Annotated in this window: 13 protein-coding genes and 3 tRNA genes; 7 read left to right on the forward strand and 9 right to left on the reverse strand. The window is 33.1% G+C overall.

Annotated elements, in window-relative coordinates; all coding sequences use genetic code 11:
- Positions 1 to 17 precede the first annotated feature (17 nt).
- Positions 18 to 998: a hypothetical protein gene (locus tag BMX64_RS05060; protein ID WP_091166795.1), complete on the reverse strand. Its 981-nt coding sequence runs from the start codon at positions 996 to 998 to the stop codon at positions 18 to 20.
- Between the two features lie 101 nt (positions 999 to 1,099).
- On the opposite strand from BMX64_RS05060, the gene proS reads away from it, so the two are divergent.
- From proS to rpsT, 5 genes are all read left to right on the forward strand, one after another.
- Complete coding sequence (proS, locus tag BMX64_RS05065; RefSeq protein WP_091166798.1) at positions 1,100 to 2,578, forward strand: proline--tRNA ligase; 1,479 nt, start codon at positions 1,100 to 1,102, stop codon at positions 2,576 to 2,578.
- 78 nt (positions 2,579 to 2,656) lie between these two features.
- Positions 2,657 to 2,728, forward strand: a tRNA-Glu gene (locus tag BMX64_RS05070).
- A 48-nt stretch (positions 2,729 to 2,776) separates the two neighbouring features.
- A tRNA-Glu gene (locus BMX64_RS05075) sits at positions 2,777 to 2,848 on the forward strand.
- A 45-nt stretch (positions 2,849 to 2,893) separates the two neighbouring features.
- Positions 2,894 to 2,965 (forward strand) — tRNA-Glu (locus BMX64_RS05080).
- Between the two features lie 33 nt (positions 2,966 to 2,998).
- Entirely contained in the window at positions 2,999 to 3,250 is a 252-nt protein-coding gene (rpsT, locus tag BMX64_RS05085; protein WP_091166799.1) for a 30S ribosomal protein S20, read from the forward strand.
- A 77-nt stretch (positions 3,251 to 3,327) separates the two neighbouring features.
- Here rpsT and BMX64_RS05090 read toward each other — a convergent pair whose 3' ends face one another.
- On the reverse strand, positions 3,328 to 3,726 hold the full coding sequence (locus BMX64_RS05090) for a response regulator (RefSeq protein WP_091166801.1): 399 nt from the start codon (positions 3,724 to 3,726) through the stop codon (positions 3,328 to 3,330).
- Positions 3,727 to 3,732: 6 nt separating this feature from the next.
- Positions 3,733 to 5,442, reverse strand: coding sequence for a PAS domain-containing sensor histidine kinase (locus BMX64_RS05095; RefSeq protein WP_091166803.1), 1,710 nt, complete (start codon positions 5,440 to 5,442; stop codon positions 3,733 to 3,735).
- 159 nt (positions 5,443 to 5,601) lie between these two features.
- Between BMX64_RS05095 and typA the strand changes: the two genes are divergently transcribed.
- The gene (typA, locus tag BMX64_RS05100) at positions 5,602 to 7,398 is read left to right on the forward strand and encodes a translational GTPase TypA (RefSeq protein ID WP_091166805.1); all 1,797 of its coding nucleotides are present in this window, start codon (positions 5,602 to 5,604) and stop codon (positions 7,396 to 7,398) included.
- Positions 7,399 to 7,815: 417 nt separating this feature from the next.
- On the opposite strand, the gene BMX64_RS05105 is transcribed toward typA, so the two are convergent.
- The 6 genes from BMX64_RS05105 to BMX64_RS05130 form a co-directional block, all read right to left on the reverse strand.
- The gene (locus tag BMX64_RS05105; RefSeq protein ID WP_091166806.1) at positions 7,816 to 12,276 is read right to left on the reverse strand and encodes a T9SS type B sorting domain-containing protein; all 4,461 of its coding nucleotides are present in this window, start codon (positions 12,274 to 12,276) and stop codon (positions 7,816 to 7,818) included.
- A 24-nt stretch (positions 12,277 to 12,300) separates the two neighbouring features.
- Positions 12,301 to 14,625 carry a T9SS type B sorting domain-containing protein gene (locus tag BMX64_RS05110; RefSeq protein WP_091166808.1) on the reverse strand — a complete coding sequence of 775 codons (2,325 nt, stop codon included), beginning with the start codon at positions 14,623 to 14,625 and terminating at the stop codon, positions 12,301 to 12,303.
- Positions 14,626 to 14,640: 15 nt separating this feature from the next.
- Positions 14,641 to 15,477 carry an ABC transporter permease gene (locus BMX64_RS05115; protein ID WP_091166810.1) on the reverse strand — a complete coding sequence of 279 codons (837 nt, stop codon included), beginning with the start codon at positions 15,475 to 15,477 and terminating at the stop codon, positions 14,641 to 14,643.
- A gap of 47 nt (positions 15,478 to 15,524) precedes the next feature.
- The gene (locus BMX64_RS05120) at positions 15,525 to 16,421 is read right to left on the reverse strand and encodes an ABC transporter ATP-binding protein (RefSeq protein ID WP_091168992.1); all 897 of its coding nucleotides are present in this window, start codon (positions 16,419 to 16,421) and stop codon (positions 15,525 to 15,527) included.
- 67 nt (positions 16,422 to 16,488) lie between these two features.
- Positions 16,489 to 16,890: a response regulator gene (locus tag BMX64_RS05125; protein WP_091166812.1), complete on the reverse strand. Its 402-nt coding sequence runs from the start codon at positions 16,888 to 16,890 to the stop codon at positions 16,489 to 16,491.
- Positions 16,880 to 18,709 (reverse strand): PAS domain-containing sensor histidine kinase, encoded by a 1,830-nt coding sequence (locus BMX64_RS05130; RefSeq protein ID WP_091166814.1) that lies wholly within the window; start codon positions 18,707 to 18,709, stop codon positions 16,880 to 16,882. Before BMX64_RS05130 ends, BMX64_RS05125 begins: the two co-directional genes overlap by 11 nt.
- Positions 18,710 to 19,166: 457 nt before the next feature.
- Between BMX64_RS05130 and BMX64_RS05135 the strand changes: the two genes are divergently transcribed.
- Positions 19,167 to 20,231 carry a hypothetical protein gene (locus tag BMX64_RS05135; protein ID WP_091166815.1) on the forward strand — a complete coding sequence of 355 codons (1,065 nt, stop codon included), beginning with the start codon at positions 19,167 to 19,169 and terminating at the stop codon, positions 20,229 to 20,231.
- The last annotated feature ends 7 nt before the right edge of the window (positions 20,232 to 20,238 follow it).

Genomic DNA, 20,238 nt, shown 5'->3' on the forward strand with positions numbered 1-20,238 from the left:
ATAGTAGTGGAATTAAATTATCCTCTGCCACCTCTTCCGCCACCAGTTGATCTTCCGCTACCACTAGAATTACTAGATCTAGAGCTGCTGTTAGAACTTGGGCTGTATGATCTAGAATTGTTGTCGTTTCTAGAAGTTGGTGTGTACGATCTTGTGGGCGTGTTACTTTGGTTACGAGTACTATTAGTGTTGTCTCTTCTGTTTGGAGTGCTGTAAGATCTGTTTTGTGATTGTCCTTGGTTCCTTGAAAAAGTAGGACTAGTCTGGTTCATGCGATTAGATGTTCCTCTTCCGAAATTAGAGTTATTATTGTTTCTATAATCGGAATTTACTGCTCTCCTATTAATAGTAGTGCTTTGTGTTCTTGTATAATTCCCAGAATTTCTATTACTGTTCCCAGAATTTACGTATACAGACCCTCTTCGGCCTGGGTTGTGGGAGTACACTCTGTTGTTGTAATAATTTGAATATCCCCAGTTGTTTCCGTACCAGTTGTTCCAACCCCAATTATTTCCATACCAATTATTCCAACCCCAGTTGTTCCAGCCGAAACCAACGTTCAAGCCCCAACCGTATCCGCCATTCCATCCCCAGTTATTTCCGTACCAACTATTTCCATACCAATTGTTCATTCCCCAACCAGTATCATATACATTAATGCTTACGCTTTTAGGGTTGCTTCCCCAACCGGGATAGTTAGATCCGTTATTTTGTAGTGTATCGTTTTCTAAGCTATAATCATTGTAATTTTCAACATCTGTAAAGATTTCAACTGGTTGGTTATTGTTTTGCAAAGAACCAAAGTAGTCTTTATATTGATTGTTCGGGTTATTTGGTGTTTCTGTCTCGACAGCTCTATCGGAACGGTTACCATATATTCCATCAGAATCATAGTAAGAGCTGTTTTGATAGGAGCCACAAGATGTCAATAGGATGCTTAAAAATCCAACAATGTAGTATAATGATGCGTTTTGGAAGGAAAGAGTACTCGTTTTCATATATATGGAGTTTTTTATTGTTGCACATTGCAAAAATAGTTAGTTTTGCTGAACTATTTATGTAAAATTATTAATGCAAAATTTGTGCCAAACTATTCAATATGAGTAAGAGCTTAACTACAAGATCGGAAGATTATTCAAAATGGTATAACGAGTTGGTTGTAAAAGCCGATTTAGCCGAAAATTCAGGAGTTAGAGGTTGTATGGTTATTAAACCTTACGGGTATGCGATATGGGAAAAAATGCAAGCTGAATTAGACCGAATGTTTAAGGAAACAGGACATCAAAATGCTTATTTTCCATTATTCGTTCCAAAAAGCATGTTTGAAGCGGAAGAGAAAAATGCGGAAGGATTTGCAAAAGAATGTGCAATTGTGACTCATTATAGATTGAAAAACGATCCGGACAGACCGGGCAAGTTAATGGTCGATCCTAATGCAAAATTAGAAGAGGAATTAATCGTTCGTCCTACAAGTGAAGCTATTATTTGGTCTACATACAAAGGTTGGGTTCAGTCATACAGAGATTTACCGTTGTTGATTAATCAATGGGCTAATGTGGTGCGTTGGGAAATGAGAACCAGATTATTTTTGCGAACAGCGGAATTTCTATGGCAAGAAGGACATACTGCTCATGCTACAAAAGCAGAAGCTGTGGAAGAATCAGAAAAAATGATGAATGTATATGCTGATTTTGCTCAGAATTTCATGGCAATTCCAGTTATAAAAGGATTAAAAACTGAAACCGAACGCTTTGCCGGAGCGGAAGAGACGTATTGTATCGAAGCTTTGATGCAAGATGGGAAAGCATTACAAGCGGGAACTTCACATTTCTTAGGTCAGAATTTTGCTAAAGCGTTTGATGTAAAATTTGCAAATGCCGAAGGAAAGCAAGAACATGTTTGGGGGACATCTTGGGGAGTTTCGACTCGTTTGATGGGTGCATTAGTAATGACGCATTCAGATGATCAAGGATTGGTTCTGCCCCCTAGTTTAGCGCCTATTCAGGTAGTGATTGTTCCTATTTATAAAACAGATGAGCAATTGGATGCTATAAGAGCTGAGGTAAATGTTTTGACAGCCGCTTTACGAAAATTAAGCATCTCAGTGAAATTTGATGACAGAACCACTCAAAAGCCCGGTTTTAAATTTGCTGAATGGGAGTTAAAAGGAGTGCCAGTTAGAATTGCTGTAGGTCCCAAAGATTTAGAAAATGGAACTTTCGAGGTAGCAAGAAGAGATACATTAAGTAAAGAAGTTGTCTTTAAAGACGGAATCGCAATTTATATCAGCGATTTATTGGTGCAAATTCAAAAAGAATTGTTTGAAAAAGCATTGAATTATAGAAATACGCATATTACTGAAGTAAACAGTTTTGAAGAGTTTAAAGAAGTTTTGGATACTAAAGGAGGTTTTGTATCAGCACATTGGGACGGAACTGCAGCTACTGAAGAGAAGATTAAAGACCTGACTAAAGCTACCATCAGATGCATCCCTTTAGATAGGGTAGAAGAGGCGGGAAGCTGTGTTTTTACTGGGGAAAGCTCAGTAGGAAGAGTGCTATTTGCGAAGGCATATTAAAAAAAATAAAAAAAATTAGCACAAGCTATTGTGCGTCTCAAAAATAGTTGTATTTTTGCATCCGCATTAGAGAAGCAGGGCCCGTTCGTCTATCGGTTAGGACGCATGGTTTTCATCCATGTAAGAGCGGTTCGATTCCGCTACGGGCTACAATTCTTAAAATGCAGATTAAAGTCTTCCTGAACTTAGAGGGAAAATGGCCCGTTCGTCTATCGGTTAGGACGCATGGTTTTCATCCATGTAAGAGCGGTTCGATTCCGCTACGGGCTACAAAATTCAATTTTTGATTTAGATTGATAAAACTTAGGGGATAATGGTCCGTTCGTCTAGGGGTTAGGACGCCAAGATTTCGTCTTGGTAACAGGGGTTCGATTCCCTTACGGACTACAAAAAAATAGTAAAAGATAAAAAAGCAATAAAATGGCAAATCATAAATCAGCTCTAAAGAGAATTAGAAGTAACGAAAAGAGAAGAGTATTAAACAGATACCAACACAAAACTACTCGTAATGCAATCAAAGCATTAAGAATAGCTACTGATAAAGTTGATGCTACTTCAAAATTGTCAAATGTAATATCTATGATTGATAAATTGGCGAAGAAAAATATCATACACGATAATAAAGCGTCTAATTTAAAATCTAAATTAACGAAACTTGTAGCTAAATTGTAATTATTACAAATTTAAATATATAAAAAAAGCTCCCAATTATTGGGAGCTTTTTTTATATCCTTATTTTTTATTTTGGTTTATTCTAGTTTATTTCTTAAGTATTCAAGCATTGTTTTGGTGATGGGTTTCGATAGAAAGTCAATTACCATAGGGTAGTTTTTTGCTTTTTCTAAATCCTCAGGGTCTATTGTTGAGGAGAGAATAACGACCTTTATGGAATTGAATTCGGAATACTCGACGCTATTAAAATGATCTAAGAATTCCCATCCCCCCATTATAGGCATATTTAAATCTAAAAAGATTAACTGAGGATGATTCTTTGTGTTTAAGGTTTTGATTGTGTTGAAATAATGAAGCGCTTCTTCTCCATTTTGTGAAGTGATAATTTCATTGCAAAAGTTGGACTTGGTAATAACTTTTTTGCATAACATAAGTGTTATGGGGTCGTCATCGATGCATAAAATTTGATTAAACATTTGTTATTAGCTTTTAAAAGTTAACGTAAATGTAGTGCCTTTATTGACTTCGCTATCAATATTTATTGTGCCTCCCATAGTTTCAACCTGTGATTTTACTAAATATAAGCCTAATCCTTTGCTATCCGGATATTTATGGAATTTTTGATAAAGGCCAAAAACTTTATCGCGATTTCTTTTTAAATCAATACCAATACCATTATCTGAAAAGATGATTATTACTGAGCTTCCAATTTTGCTTGCGGTAATGTTTATTTCAAGTTTTCGGTTTTCGGATTTGAATTTTAAAGAATTAGTTATTAAATTTAGGATTATACTTTCTAGATAAGCTTTATTTGAATTTAAAACAGCAACTTTTTTCAAATTAATGTTTATTGTAGGCTTCGATAATTCAATTTGAAAACTTAGCTGGTTAATAACTTTAGCGAAGATTTCTTCTAGTTGGATAGCTTCTTTTTGTAACGAAGAGTTTTCTTTGATTACAATAACTTTTACTAAGTCATTGATGGTTTCATTTAATAAATGAGTTGATTTGTTAAAACCATTTAATATTTCTTTTAATTCTAAATTTTCAATTGGAATATCTTCTATTAAATTAAGTAAGCCAGTTAAATTAGATAATGGCGCTCTGAGATTATGTGAAGTTATGTAAGAGAACTGCTTTAGATCTTTATTTTTTTGAATTAATTCTATTATTAATTTTTCTTTCTCTTTTTCTTGCTTTTTTTCTTGGAAAATGTCTCTTTGAATCGAAATCCAATGCGAAAGTTCGTTTTCAGAATTGTAAACAGGAATCATTGAAAATCGGACGAGATATTGTTCGTTTTTCTTGGTATAACTAATGGTTTCTATTTGGCATTCTTTTTTATCATTTATAGCTTTGATTAGTTTTTTATGCTCCTCCATATCGGAATTTGGACCTATAAAAATACTAGGGGATTTACCAATAATTTCATTGAAATGGTATCCGGACATAATAGAAAATGCAGGATTCGAGTAAATGATTTTAGGAATTGTTCCTTCAGAGGATTGTGCTTCGGTGATAATTATTGAGTCTTTAGATTGTGTAATTACGGTTTCTAAAAGTTTAAGACGTTGTTCTTCTTCTTTTTGTTTAGTGATATCTTGGATGGCGCCAATCATTCTTATTGCCTTTCCGTTTTCATCTTTTAAAAGAAAACCTTTATCTAATACATATTTATAGGTGTTGTCAGCACACTTAAATCGATATTCATCCTGCCATTTTTCTGTTTTTTGTTCAAGAAAAGAATATAATTTAACAGACATTTTGATGCTGTCCTCTGGATGAATTTTATCAAACCACCAATTAGAATTATCTCCTATCTGGTTTTCTGTGTAACCAAAAATATTGTTGATTCCTTTGTTCCAATTAAAGCTGTCTTCTTGAATTTTCCAATCCCAAATAGTATCGCTTGTGGCTTTTGCAACAATATCATATTTGTCATTTGATTCTTTAATTTCTTGATTAGTATCTTTTAATTTCTGGTAAATGGCAAAGCTCTTTGTGTTGTTTTGAGTTAGAATGAATTTCAGAATTGTTCCTGAAAAAAGTACAAACAAGATGTCTTTTATGAAATACAAATACTGATGACTGCTATCAAAAGTATAATTCTGGAGTGATTTATAATAAATAATCGAAATGAACATTAAAATGAGAATGTAAATTATGGCGATTTGATTGGATTGATTTTTCATTAATCAAATATAAATAATTAATGCGAAATTATTAAATAAGATTTTAAACTTATTTAAATGTTTATTTAGGTCCTAAACGATTAACAATATGTAAACTATTGCACAAATATATTTTTATACAAAAAAAAAGTGTACCTTTGCACCTATTAAAAATCACAGATGGAATCTATTAGAAACATTGCAATTATTGCCCACGTCGATCACGGTAAAACAACTTTGGTTGATAAAATTATGTATCACTGTCAGTTATTTCGTGATAACGAAAACACAGGTGACTTAATCCTTGATAACAACGACTTAGAGCGTGAAAGAGGTATCACTATTACTTCAAAGAATGTTTCTGTAGTATACAAAGGAACAAAAATCAACATTATCGATACTCCTGGTCACGCCGATTTTGGTGGTGAGGTAGAGCGTGTATTGAACATGGCTGATGGAGTTTGTCTACTTGTAGATGCTTTTGAAGGGCCTATGCCACAAACGCGTTTTGTATTACAAAAAGCATTAGACCTTGGTTTAAAACCATGCGTTGTTATTAATAAAGTTGATAAAGAGAACTGTACTCCTGAAGAAGTGCATGAAAAAGTTTTCGACTTGATGTTCGAATTAGGTGCTGAAGAGTGGCAATTGGATTTTCCAACTGTTTACGGTTCCGCTAAAAATAACTGGATGTCTGATCATTGGGAAAATGTAACTGATAATGTGGAAGCATTGTTAGATATGGTTATTGAAAATGTTCCAGCTCCTAAAGTATCAGAAGGAACTCCTCAAATGTTGATTACATCTTTAGATTTCTCAGCATTTACAGGTCGTATCGCTATTGGTCGTTTAGAAAGAGGTGTTTTGAAAGAAGGAATGCCAATATCTTTGTGTAAAAGAGATGGTGTAATAATCAAATCACGTATTAAGGAATTACATACTTTTGAAGGACTTGGTCGTAAAAAAGTTCAAGAAGTAATTGCTGGTGATATTTGTGCAATTATTGGAGTAGAAGGTTTTGAAATTGGAGATACTATCGCTGATTTTGAAAACCCGGAAGCTTTACAAACTATTGCTATTGATGAGCCTACTATGAGTATGTTGTTTACAATTAATGACTCTCCTTTCTTTGGTAAAGAGGGTAAATTTGTAACTTCTCGTCATATTAGAGATCGTTTGACAAAAGAATTAGAGAAAAACTTAGCTATGAAGTTAGGTGAAACTGATTCTGCTGATAAATTTATGGTTTTTGGTCGTGGAGTACTTCACTTATCTGTTCTTATTGAAACAATGAGAAGAGAAGGTTATGAATTACAAATTGGTCAGCCACAAGTTATCATCAAAGAAATTGATGGTAAAAAATGTGAGCCAATTGAGGAATTAACTATTGATTTACCAGAAACACTATCGGGTAGAGCGGTTGAGTTTGTTACTATGCGTAAAGGTGAAATGCTAAGTATGGAAACAAAAGGGGACCGTATGATTGTAAAATTTAATATTCCATCACGTGGAATTATTGGATTGCGTAATCAATTGCTTACTGCTACTGCTGGTGAGGCTATTATGGCACACCGTTTCATTGGGTATGAGCCTTACAAAGGAGAAATTGCTGGACGTAACAAAGGTTCATTGATTTCTATGGAAAAAGGAAAAGCTATTCCTTATTCAATCGATAAATTGCAAGATCGTGGTAAGTTTTTTGTTGAACCAAATGCTGAAATTTACGAAGGTCAGGTAATTGGAGAAAACTCTCGTGGTGATGATATGTGTGTAAACGTAACTAAAGAGAAAAAACAATCTAACGTTCGTTCTTCTGGAAATGATGAAAAAGCGAGAATTATCCCACCGATCATTTTCTCTCTTGAAGAAGCTTTAGAGTACATTCAAAAAGATGAATATGTTGAGGTTACTCCAAAATCTATTCGTTTGAGAAAAATATATTTGACGGAAACTGATAGAAAAAGATTTAAAATCTAATTTTATTTTTTATAAGATTGAAAAGCCATTCGTTGATTCGAATGGCTTTTTTTATGATTTAATTTTAGTGGTACGATTGTATTTTTAACTGAGATTTTCAAAGCTTTTTCACATGTGAATTTAAAGAATTTGTATTAAATTTTGTCAATGCCTTATGACTCTGCTTATGATGCAGGTTTATACAATTGAATTGTAATTAAAAGAATTGGAATTAGTTGTGAATATATTTAATGCTATTAGTTCCTAAATTTCAATTGCTGGAATGTGGGATTTTCTTGTAATCAGGGATTTGCATGAGGGATAGCAGCGAGCTACCGAAGTAGCGTGGATAGCCCGACACCATAAATAGAAAGAGCCTACTCATCACTATGATGTGTAGGCTCTTTCTATTTATGGTGACATGCCTCAATGATTATTTTATCTCTTTAAGCTAAAATGTCCTTTGGCTTCTCTTCCGTCATCTAGTTTTACAGTATACCAATAGTCATCAGAAGGTAAAGGCTGTCCTGTAAAAGTACCGTCCCAACCTTGACTAGACGGAACTATTTGTTTTAGCAATTTGCCGTAACGATCATAAATATAGATGGTAGCGTTTTTATTGAAATCAGCATTTACTCCCTTTACATTCCAATAATCATTTTGGCCGTCGCCATTTGGAGTAAAGAATTTAGGAGCGCCAATTACAGCAATCGTTTGGTTAACAATGCCACAACCATTTTTATCATTGATGTATACTTCATGAATTCCGGCAGGTGCATCAGTAAAGAAATTAGATTGCTGAAATGGTCCAGAAGGGGCATCAACACTGTATTCATAATTTCCTTGTCCACTAACATTTATCGTTATGGTGTTTGTATCGGATAAATCTACTATGTCAATACTGGTGATTTTCGCAACATCTGAAGCGGTTACTTTTAGGTATCTGGTTCTGCTGCAGCCGGCAAGAGAACTGACTTCTACAGCATAATTCCCTTCTTGATTTACATCCAAAGTATAATTCGTCTCACCTGCAAGAAGGTTGTTGTCTTTATACCAGATATACGTGTAATCAGTGGTTGGTGAACCGTCCTGAATTCCAGCGTTGAGTGTTACAAAAAAAGCAGGAAGATTCGAACATACCAATTCATTTTCTTCAAAATCTTCGTTTGTGTCAATATTAGGTTTTGGATTTACTTTCAATGTTATTATAGGGCTCAAACCATAACAGGCATTATCAGCGGTATTTTCTACACGAACCCATATTTTTTGTTCATTGGGATAGCCCTCGTTTCTATAGTTTGTTGTATTTATGATTTCGTCGTTTTCGGATAGGGCATCAGCTTCATTTCTATAGTATTTTATGGAATATGGAAAACTTTGCAGAGGAAGAATTGCTAGGATATCAGTTGTAACGGTACTAAAATCAAATGTAGCGATACCATCCGTATCATCATTTACCGCGCCTAAATCGTCGCAGATGCTAAAAGTCTTAACGTATGAGGCTGGAATTTGAGTCGTTGAAACTATCAAATTAAGTTGGGCGGTTTTGATACAGCCATTTGAATTTTCTACCCGTGCCCAAACTGACATACTTCCTGCTATGGTATTGGTAAAAGTTATTGGATTTGGAATTAATTGTGCAGGATCTGCGCTTTCCGCACCAACAAGTGAAGTGTAATAGGTGAATTTTTCCGCCACTGTATTAGAAGAAATGTCCCCGTTTTTTACGGTCAAATTAAAATCAGAAAAACCATCGCTGTCATTGTCACACTGAACAATTGTCACACTATTTACGATGGGTAAAGCATAAACGGTCAAAGACGTTTCAGCGGAAATTAACCCACAGGAATTACCACTTTTTTCTAATTGCACTCTATATTTATAACCTTGCATAGCATTTGTAACGCTGGTAATAAGTAAAGTATTTGTTGTAGTACCATTGTAAACTGCATTGTTTGAAATGGGGTTCCAAGTAGTTCCATCTGTTGAAAGCTCCCATTGATATGCATTCCCGCCATTATCTACCAGTGTAATTGATGTGTTTTCTAGTTCACACGTCGGCAATGCTTGTGGTTGAACAGTAATTTCTATTGGAGCGGTAATGGTGTAATCATTATTTGGAGTTGTATAGCCAACACCACTTGTAACCTTACCTTTTGAATTTACCAGTACGGGAGAATTTCCTAATAATCCATCATTATCAGGGTCATTAAAACCGGCTTCTGTTACATCAAAACAAAGATCATTATCACTATCCAAATCGATGTAATTTAAAGTTTCATCAGCATCGGTGTCAGAAATAGTATAATCTAGTTTTGCACTATCTGGACTCGTCTCAAGTCCGTCAAATAAACCATTTGTACCAGAAGAAACAACACTTCCATCTATAATTCCATCTTTATTGGTATCATTAGCATTATGGCCCGATTCTACTAAATCATAAATACCATCATTATCACTGTCTAAATCCAGAGAATCAGGAATTCCATCTGAATCGGTATCTATTGGTATAATTCCGGGTTCGAATGCATTGTCTAATCCATTTTTATTGTAATCAGTTCCAGAAAAAACGGTATAACCCTTTCCTTGTGACTCTATGGTATCTGGAATGCCATCATTGTCACTATCAATATCTAATAAATCTGGAATTGTATCTGAATCCGAATCATAAGTTTGCATGTGACTTATTGTAAAAATAGCTTTGTTTACTTTTGTGTCAGAAAGATTGGTATGAGACAGAGTAACTGAATTAGTAAGATAGGATGAAAATTGAAAGCTTCCTAAACCAGCAGCTAATGGAGTTGTGCTTTTTAGTCTGAAACGGATTTCGAAAGATGAATATTCAGTTACGCCGCTTTCAAAAATTCCGTCATAGTTAGTATCCACTAGTAATTGATTTTTCGGATCTGTCAAAGTAATCGTTTTATCGGTAGGTACTTTTATTATAAAATCCCCTTCAGCATTTAAATATTCAGAAATATCGGTAGTTTGGTTTGGATTATCCTGTGCTATATAATTAATGGCAATGCTTTCTGTTTTTGTTAAATTTAAGCTATAGGATACAGAATTTGTTATTCCGGCCGGAACTTCAGATACAAATCCATATAATGGTTTTCCAGTAATGGTTCCGCTACCTGTTATCGTAGCATTGTAATCAGGACTTAAGGTGGTATTTGACTGATTGAACAGCGAAAAATTGGCTTCAAGATTATTAGTTATTCCATCATTATCCAAATCAATATCAATGTTGTTATTGGTACCGTCGTTATCTGAATCCAATGGGCAATCGCTCACAGGAATCTTGTCTGAGAAAATAGGAACCGTGTTTGGGCAACCTACAATACTCCCTTTTACTTGGTAATATCCTGATTGTATGGGTGTGTATGAATTTGAATTAGCTCCATTGATTGGATTATCATTGAAGTACCACTGAAAAGTATCGTAAGAGGACAAAGTACTTATTTTTAAAATAACATTAGGAATACATGTAGAGTTTGCTACCGAAATTTTATCAGTGACAATCTCCGGTTTAGTATCAAATCCGGAATAATAACCGCCATATGTCGCAGCGCCATTTGTACCAAAATAAGAAACATAAACTTGTCTCGTAGATTTGACCGCAACATTTCCTGTCAAATTAAAAAGAGTATATCTCACATAATTTGTATTCCCTATTACAGGAACAGCAGTGGCATTAATCGGATTGTTATTTATGGTTACAGTAGCACCCGCTTCAGTAACGATATTCAGTCCGCCGTTATAATAGGTATTTCCAATGGATTCAATAGCTGGAATGTTGTCAACAATGTTAGGTGTCGCACAATTTAAGGGCGGAACAAAAAATAAATTCTGATTTGCAGGTGAAAAATCGCCCCCTATACTTTGGTAAGCAGAAACATTTTCGGAAGTTGTAATATATAAATTTCCATCAATAAATTGACTGCCGTCTATAACTGTATATTCTCCTTTACTTAAAGTTGTTATAGGACTACTAGAACCGTTTACAAAAACTTTAGTTTGGTCTGTACTGGCTATCAATAAAACACGTTCTAATTCATCACTACCAAGACCTTTTACAAAGATATATTCTTTCCCCGTTTTTTCTAATGGAACAATTTGGTCAAAACCTACATCTCTACCAGGCACATTTCCTTGCGCATTAAGAATTGAACTGTTGCTTCCTCCAAAAGAACCTGAATTGACCACTATTGGTTTATCGGATTGTACTAAGGCGCCAATCATTTTAGAGCTATTGGAAACAGTATTGTTATAATTTTCTAAAGCTAAAACATAACTTTCGTTCTTATTCAGAGTAATGTTTATGTCTCCTGAAATAATGAGACCGTTTGACAGCACTGTACCAATTGGAATGTTTGAGATAGTGACTTTGGTATTGTTTTCTGTTGACAGTATTGAAGCAAAATTCAGCAGACTCGGATCGTAAAGAGGATTTAACATTGCTCCTAATCTAAATTCTTTTCCAAGAGCACTATTTCCTTTGGATACTAGTCCACCTGCGTGATTGTATGAATTATTTTGATTTGAAAATCCAGCATTAACCCTAACACTTACATAAATTAAATCCTCAGCTTCTACTATAAATCCTTTGTTAGTTACAATACCAATACTAGTTTTTGGAGTAAATAACTGTGTGTCGGAACCTTGTCCTACAAAGTAAATATAAGGCGCAGTGTTTTTTATTACATCACTAACAATAGTTACTCCATTTGCTATAATTTTGAAATTAACATCGGTGGTACTTGGAGTAGAAATATATAAATAATGATCTCCTGCTAAATTTGTAGCACAAGTCAATGGCGGAATATAATGTGTTTTGCTAAACTGCGAGAAACAACTTATGGAAAAAAGAGTAAAAAGAAATAGTAATGTTTTTTTCATTTGCTAAAAATAGAAAAATAATTCTTACCTTTTTAATGAAAAATGACCTTTTATTTTATTGCCATTTTCAAAATTGAGATGAAACCAATAATCATCAGCAGGTAACTGTAAACCATTAAAAGTTCCATTCCAACCAATGTCTGATGAAGTCAATTGTTTTAATAACTTCCCATAACGGTCAAAAATAAATAAAGTCGATTTTGGCAAAGTATTCAAATTTCTAATTTGCCAAATATCATTATAGTTATCATTATTTGGGGTAAAATAAAGCGGGTAATCTAATACGTAAACCACAAAAGGCAGTGACAAACCACAACCATTTTTGTCTTGGGCATATACTAGATATTCTCCTGATGCGACTCCATTGAAAATTGGATTATCCTGAAAAAAAGATCCATCCATAGAAAATTCATAATTTCCAATTCCGGTGTACTCTATTGTTACTGAATTCTCTTTTCCAGCAAAATCATTTGTTTTTACTCCTGTAATTGTTGCAATTCCAGAAATTGTTACACTGTATTTTTTTGTTTGTTGACATCCATTTCCATTTGTAACAGTTACAGAATATTCACCGGGAGAATTAACTCTTATGCTATTTGAAGTTGCTCCTGTACTCCATAAGTAGTTTGAAAATCCAGTATCCACAGTTAAACTAATTGTAGATCCTTCACATAGAAATAAAAATTCTTCTTGAAAATTTGGTGGGTCAAACTGGATTACTTTCAGTGTTATAGGAGTTACAGAATAACAATCAGGACCATTTAAAATTTTGGCATAAATAATTTGTTGGTTCGGAACCGTATTTATAAAAGCATTTGATAATTGATTTTGTTCAGCAATAGCATCTGTTGGATTTGAGTAATATTCAACGATAGATCCCGCTGGCAAACCTGTCACTATTTGAGGTGTGACTTGAGTATTTAAATTAAATTCAGTTAAACCATCCTCAATGCCATCTCCGTCACAAGTTGAAATAGGATCTTGTATAGAAATAGTAGCATTTGAAATAATTAGTTTTACTTCGGCATAATTTTCACATCCAAAAGAATTAGTAACCCTAGCGAATACGGCTTGATTCGTACTGGTATTTGTATAATAAGATGGATTTGGTATTGAATTGATTTGGGCCTCAGCATCAACTAAAGATTCGTAATATGCAACCATGCTTAAATTCCCTAAGTTGTTTTTTACAATGGCATCTACTTTAGTTAAGTCAAAAACAGTTATTCCATCATTATTATCATCACATTGTGCAAGTGTGGTATTCTTTAAATCGATTGCAGGAGTATACTCAATTTTTATGTCTTCGGATGCGATGCAATTTGGTGTCAAGAGTACTTCAACTCTGTAGATTCCTGGACTGGTAACAGAATAAGTAGGAGTGGTATCTAGTAATTCTTGATTATTTTTAAACCATTTGTAAGTATAAGTTGATGCTAACTTAGGATCTATGGTATAGCTTTCGCCAAAACAAATAGGATTATTTGTTGATAATAATCGATCCGGACCCAAGTCAATTTTTGGTAAAAAACTTCCTGCTTCAAGAAATACTGCTGAGTCATAGTCATTATTCTGATCATCGGCAATCACTAATTTTATATGATACAGTTTACCCGCAATAACGTTAGTTTGGGCATTTAGAACGATTGTCTGAGCACTATAATTTATTGGGCTGGAACTATTGTTATATCCTCCAAAATAAGTCTCATTTTTGGCTGAACATCCATTTATTATTCCATCTCCTGTATCGAAATTAGAAATAGTGGGACGGATATTCATTGAAGACACAGGGGTTAATGTGTTTGGTATTACTGCTAAATTTTGATACGGATCTGCATTTCCTTTTTCTTTTATCAAAAAAGCAAATCCATCTGAAAATGCACAAGGGAAATAATCTTGGTATTCATTAGAAGCAAAAATATAATTGAAACTAATGAAATTTGTCAATGGTATAAAATCAAATTCCAGAACAGTAGCATTCTTAGTTTGTGTTAGATTTAATGCTTGTTCTAAATCAGAATCACCTAGCCATTGGGAGTCTCCACCGCCTCTGTTAATTACAAATGGACCTACGGAATTTTGGCTGCTCCAAGTACTCAAAAGCACTCCTTCCTTAAAAGGAAAATTACTGGTTCCAGCATTAAAATAGGCATAGCTTTTAGCACTGCTGGAATAATCATCTCCTGTAGCTACAGTATTTGATATTGTAGCACAAGAGCTGTTTACTAATACATTTTCTACAAGTTGTTGTGCATTTTTAGTATCATCTACCAAAATGGATTGTGCAGAGGCTACGGAAATATAGCAACATACAAAGGCATATACCAAAATTATTTGTACACATTTCATAGCCTTACAAATATACTACAAATCTCTGTTTTTTAATAGTCTGTGGGATAGGTAAATAAAAATTATTGTCCAGCATAATACAATAATAATGGATGATAATTCCACATCATATTTTTTAATATTATCCAATCCAATTTGAGTTCCTAAGTTTTTTACCACTGATAATCGGGTAAATGGCTCAACAATTAAATTCGACATTGATTCTAAAGGGAAAAACTGCATAATTGAAGCCGCTGTGTTGCTTTCCGGGAATATTTTGAAGGTCAAAATTCCTTTGATGATTCCCTCGATAATATTCCAAACTAATAGGAATCCAAGTGCAAATGCAGAACGTTTGACCAATATTCCTAAAAACAGACAGAAAGAGAAAAAACCAACTAATTTTATGAAATATGCTAATAAATATTCTAAATCTGAGAAAATAATGCTGAATTCAGTGTATGAAGAAAAACTAAATCCTAAAATGATTGACATTATAAAAACAAAAATAGTAGATACTGTTGCAAATAAAACAACAGTTAGAAATTTAGACTGAATAAATTCCTTTTTACTCATTCCATCAATTAAATTTTGTTTAAGAGTGCCATAACTGTATTCGTTTGCCATCATGGATACGATTACAATGGCTAAAAATAATTTTAATATAGCCGCAATATAAGTATTGAAATGCCAAATAAATGGGAAATTGAATATTCCCATCTCCGCCAGATGAAATTTGAAAATACCAAGATCAAATTTGATAGAAGCTATTAATGCGATAAAGGTTAGAAGAATAAAATAAGTCAAAGTCAAAACGCGGCTTGCTTTATTTTTCCAGATTTTTTGTAGTTCTATAGAGAGAAGTCGTTTCATTTTAAATTAGGATTTAGATGTAATAATAAGATTGAAGAGGGCATTTGTTATAGATTTTTTGTCAATTCTAAAAATTGCTCTTCCAAACTATTTTTACGCTTAACTAAATGATTTAATACTACGTTTTTTTCAAAAAGAAATCGATTCAAATCTTTTGCTTCCAGAGTATCTTTCAAATAAACCAAAACTTTTCCATCCCCTTTCACAACATTCTTAACGGCAGGATGAATTTTTACAACTGTTATTAAATTTTCAATATCATCTGCCTGTAACTCAAAGAAACCATCGTTTGCTGACATTCCGTCGACTAAACCGGTATATAAAATTTTGCCTTTTCTTAAAACTAAAACATGTGTGCAGACCTTTTCCACTTCGTCCAATAAATGTGAAGCGAGTAGGATAGTAGTTCCCTTTGCGGCAATTTGTTTGATTATATCTCTAATTTGATGAATTCCCTGTGGATCTAAACCATTAGTAGGTTCGTCTAGAATTAATATTTCAGGATCATTCAATAGTGCAGAAGCTATTGCTAATCGTTGTTTCATTCCTAGAGAAAAAGTACTGAATTTACTGTTTTGACGGTCCACTAAACCAACTAATTCTAGCTTTTCATTGACTTTAGCATAGTTGATTCCTTTGATTTTGCAAACCAATTCTAAGTTTTCCTTAGCAGTAATGTAAGGATAAAAATTTGGCCTTTCGATAATAGCGCCTACTTTTTTTAGTGCTTCATGTGTTTCCATTGTGCCACCAAACCAGTTGTATTCTCCGGATGTTTTATTGACCACATTCAAAACAATTCCTAACGTGGTTGATTTTCCGCTACCGTTAGGTCCCAGAATTCCGTAAACATTACCTTTTTGGATATCAAACGAAACGTTATTCAAGGCTTGTAATGTACCATAACGCTTGTTGAGATTTTTAATAGAGAGTATCGTTTCCAATGGGTTCATCTTTTATATTTTTATATAGGACGAGTAAGAAAGGAATTTGTTACTATTTCAATTAAAATTAGTTTATATCTCCAATTAATTTGCAAAGCGCATCTAATTTTATAGTAGTAATCGGTTTCTCAATATAGTCTTTTACGACTTTGTATTTTTTTGCCATTTCAATATCAATCGGGTCGATTGACGAAGTCATGATAAAAATTGAAATTCTTTTTTCTATAGGTAACAAAATGAATTCATCTAAAAATTGCCATCCATCCATGACTGGCATATTTAAATCTAATAAAATGGCATCAGGAAGAGTCTCATCATTATGGTAATTTTGCTTCAATTTATCTATTGCAAATTGTGGATTATTAAAAGACTGAATTTCTTCACAAAACTTATTTTTAGAAATGAGAATACTCATTAATTTCAATGTTAATTTATCATCGTCAATGATGTAGGTTAATTTATTTTTCATTTAAATAAATTTTAAAATTAGAACCTTGGTCCACTTCGCTTTCTATTTCGATTTTACCATTCATAGCTTCCAGTTGGTTTTTTGTTATAAATAATCCAATCCCTTTTGCATCTTCATTGCCGTGAAAGGTTTTATACATTCCAAAAAGTTTATGTCCGTTTTTCTTTAAATCCAGCCCCAATCCATTGTCCTTGAATTTTAAAATAGTGTAATCATCAATAATCTCATATCCTATTTCTAATGTTGGATTACGCTCCGGAGATTTGTATTTTATTGCATTAGTGAATAAATTGAGTAAAATACTATCTAAATACGCAGGAATGGCAGTAACAATCAGGTTGTCTGGAATAGTGTCTGTAATTGTTATTTTACTTTCTTTAATAGCTAAACTCAATGCCATTTTTGTTTTTTCGATTTCGTGCTTTAAATAAATTTTAGTTTTCTCAATATTTGTTTTTTGCTGAATCGTTATAATTTCATTCAGATATTCAATTGTTTCTGATAATTTTTCGGTTCCTTCTTTAAACAAATCAATGTAGGAAAGTTTCTCTGAAATATTTTCAGTGTTTTCAATCACATCAATGATCATCGATAAATTGCTAGTGTGGGAACGGATATTATGGGAAACAATATGGGTAAAATTATATAATTTGTTGTTCTGACTGCTTGTAACATCTAACAAACGTTTAAGATCTAGCTCTTTTTCAATTCTTGAAGTCACATTTCGGCCTACACCTACAAAGTTCATGAAATTATTATTGTTGTCAAATACTGTAGTAATATTCAATTCAAACCAATATTTTTCCTTTTTTTTATTATAATTGAGTATTGTAATTTTTATGCTTTCCTTATTTTTAATCGCTTTTTGCATCAATAGGGAGGTCTGTAAGTCAGTTTCAGGCCCTGCGGATAAGTAACCAGGTTTTTGGCCTATTACTTCTTCCATAGTCAAACCTGTAAGGTCTAAATAAGCCTGATTTGCCCATAGTGCTTGTCCGTTTGGATTTGCAATTACTATTGTATCTGTAGTTTCGGAGGCAACGAGTGAAAGCAAATTCAATTTATTTTCGACATTTTTTCTTTCGCTGATATCTCTAATAAAACAAACTAGATAGGTGATGTTATCTACCTGAAATTTTTTACCCGAAGCTATTTCTACAGGTATTGATTTTCCGGATTTTGTTATTATATACGTTTCGTCTACAGTATATTCGTTCTTGTGTAAATTATTATTCAAAATAAAACGGACTTGTTTTCTAGATTCTTCTGGGAATAGTTTTGAATTGTGGAAGCCTTTTAATTCTAAAAAATCATATCCGGTAAGGTCAGACGATCTTGGATTACAATCGGTTATAACTCCATTCGAAGTGTCAATAATAAATATAGAATCATTAGCGCTGGAAAAAATGGACGAAAATTTTTCTACATTTAACTGAAGTTCATTAATTAAATTTTGCTCATTTGTGATGTCTTGAAAAGTACCCAATAAATTTACAGGTTTTCCATTAATGATTTCTACTTGGCAAATACATTCGATGTATTTGATATTATTTTTAGCTGTGGTGATTTGAAATTTATCGTCAAAAGAAATTCCTTCCTGAATAGCACTTTCGATGTGACTTTTAATTCTATCTCTATTCTCACCTACAGTGTAAAAATTTATTCCACTACCGTTAACAGGTTCAAAATCATCAGAAACTTCAAGAATACATTTTGTAACTGCATCCCAAAAAATATGATTAGTTAATAAATTCATTTTCCAAATACCAATCTTAGCTGATTGTGCAGCCTTGAAATAGAGGTCAAGCTTATCTGTCATTAGTATATTTTTAATATTTTAAATATAGTGGTTATTCAAATATAAAGTTTATATATCGAAGTCCATTTTTTTTACAAAATAAAGATATTTTTCGGACAGTGATATAATTATTAATGAGAACTTTCTTAAAATTAAGTGTTTATGTTTATATTTTTGATTTTAGTGTGTCTAAAAAAGATTTAAAAGATCAGATTGTATCCATTAATTAAATATTCAGATACTCTATAAGAAGGTTTTTTCCGTTTTTAAATAGTAAGTTTTTTATTTTATTTAGCATTTATAGAGAAAAGTAAATTACTATTTTTAATTCTATATGAATCAGTTTATGAATCTTGTTATGCATGAATTGTAAATATTTTTATCTAGGAATTGGTCTGACATCGATAACTATAAAATTCAAAACTATTCCCATCCAACAGCTTAATTTATTGTAATTTTGTATTAAATTTTTTTCCAAATGAGTGAGCCAGTCATGCTTTTCAAAAAACCATCTTACCCTATAAATGATTCCCTTTTGGAGTATTTAGAACGGTTTGATCGGATTTCAAAAGTTTCTATTTTCTACGATGATTTATTACGTTTTTCTGGATCTGTGACGGTCTACGATAAAAACGATGAGGATACTTTGTGGATTAGAGTATACTACACCGAATTTGAAAGAGAAGAAATTGATTTGAATCTGAAAAAAATCTATTCACTGTTGCATTCTGATGGAAATCTGGGGATTATCAAGTTTTTGCATGTAGATTCAATTGATTATTGCACTTTTGGAAATTCGAAGCCTTTTCGAATAAAAGTCAGAAACATTCTAAATGACAATTATACCCATTTTTATATTAAAAAAGCTGATGCTTCCCGCGTTTATGGACTTGAATTAGAACATATTCTTTCTCCGGATAAAATAAATTTTCTGGTTTATAAAGACACTTTGATTGAGGAACATATCATGGGAATTCCTGGTGATGTGTTTATAAAAACACTTTTGGCAGACTGCACCGAAACAGAAAAGGCACAAATAGCAAAAGAGTTTGTGAAATTTAATGAACGCTGTATGATCCGATTGCTGGGAGATATGCGTTCTTATAATTATGTAATTGTCCCAACCCACGATTTTGATCATGTCGTCTATAAAATACGAGCTATAGACTTTGATCAGCAATGTTATGAAGGCAATTTTAAAGTATATCGACCTCAGTTTTTTAAAGAAAATTATCCAATGGTAAAATTGGTAAAAGAAAAACTTCAAAATAGCTCCATTGAACAATATAAAGATGAGGAAAGATCAGTTTTGGCAAAAAGAATTATTTCTGCCGAAAATCGGATTAAGCGATTATTGGAAATCATGGGAGAAGATGTTATTGCTCCACAAGAGAACCTGAATCAATTAAAATTAGAACTCTATCGGTACACGAATGATTTGAATTTTAAAAAGGCGAAATCAATGGGAAGAATCATGAGTGCCGCTTTTCAATTTATTACTCGGAATTTTAAAAGTAGCAACTCATTGACAGGCAAAATATAAACTGTAT

This window comes from Flavobacterium sinopsychrotolerans (assembly GCF_900110375.1).
In the GTDB taxonomy this organism is placed as follows: Bacteria; Bacteroidota; Bacteroidia; order Flavobacteriales; family Flavobacteriaceae; genus Flavobacterium; species Flavobacterium sinopsychrotolerans.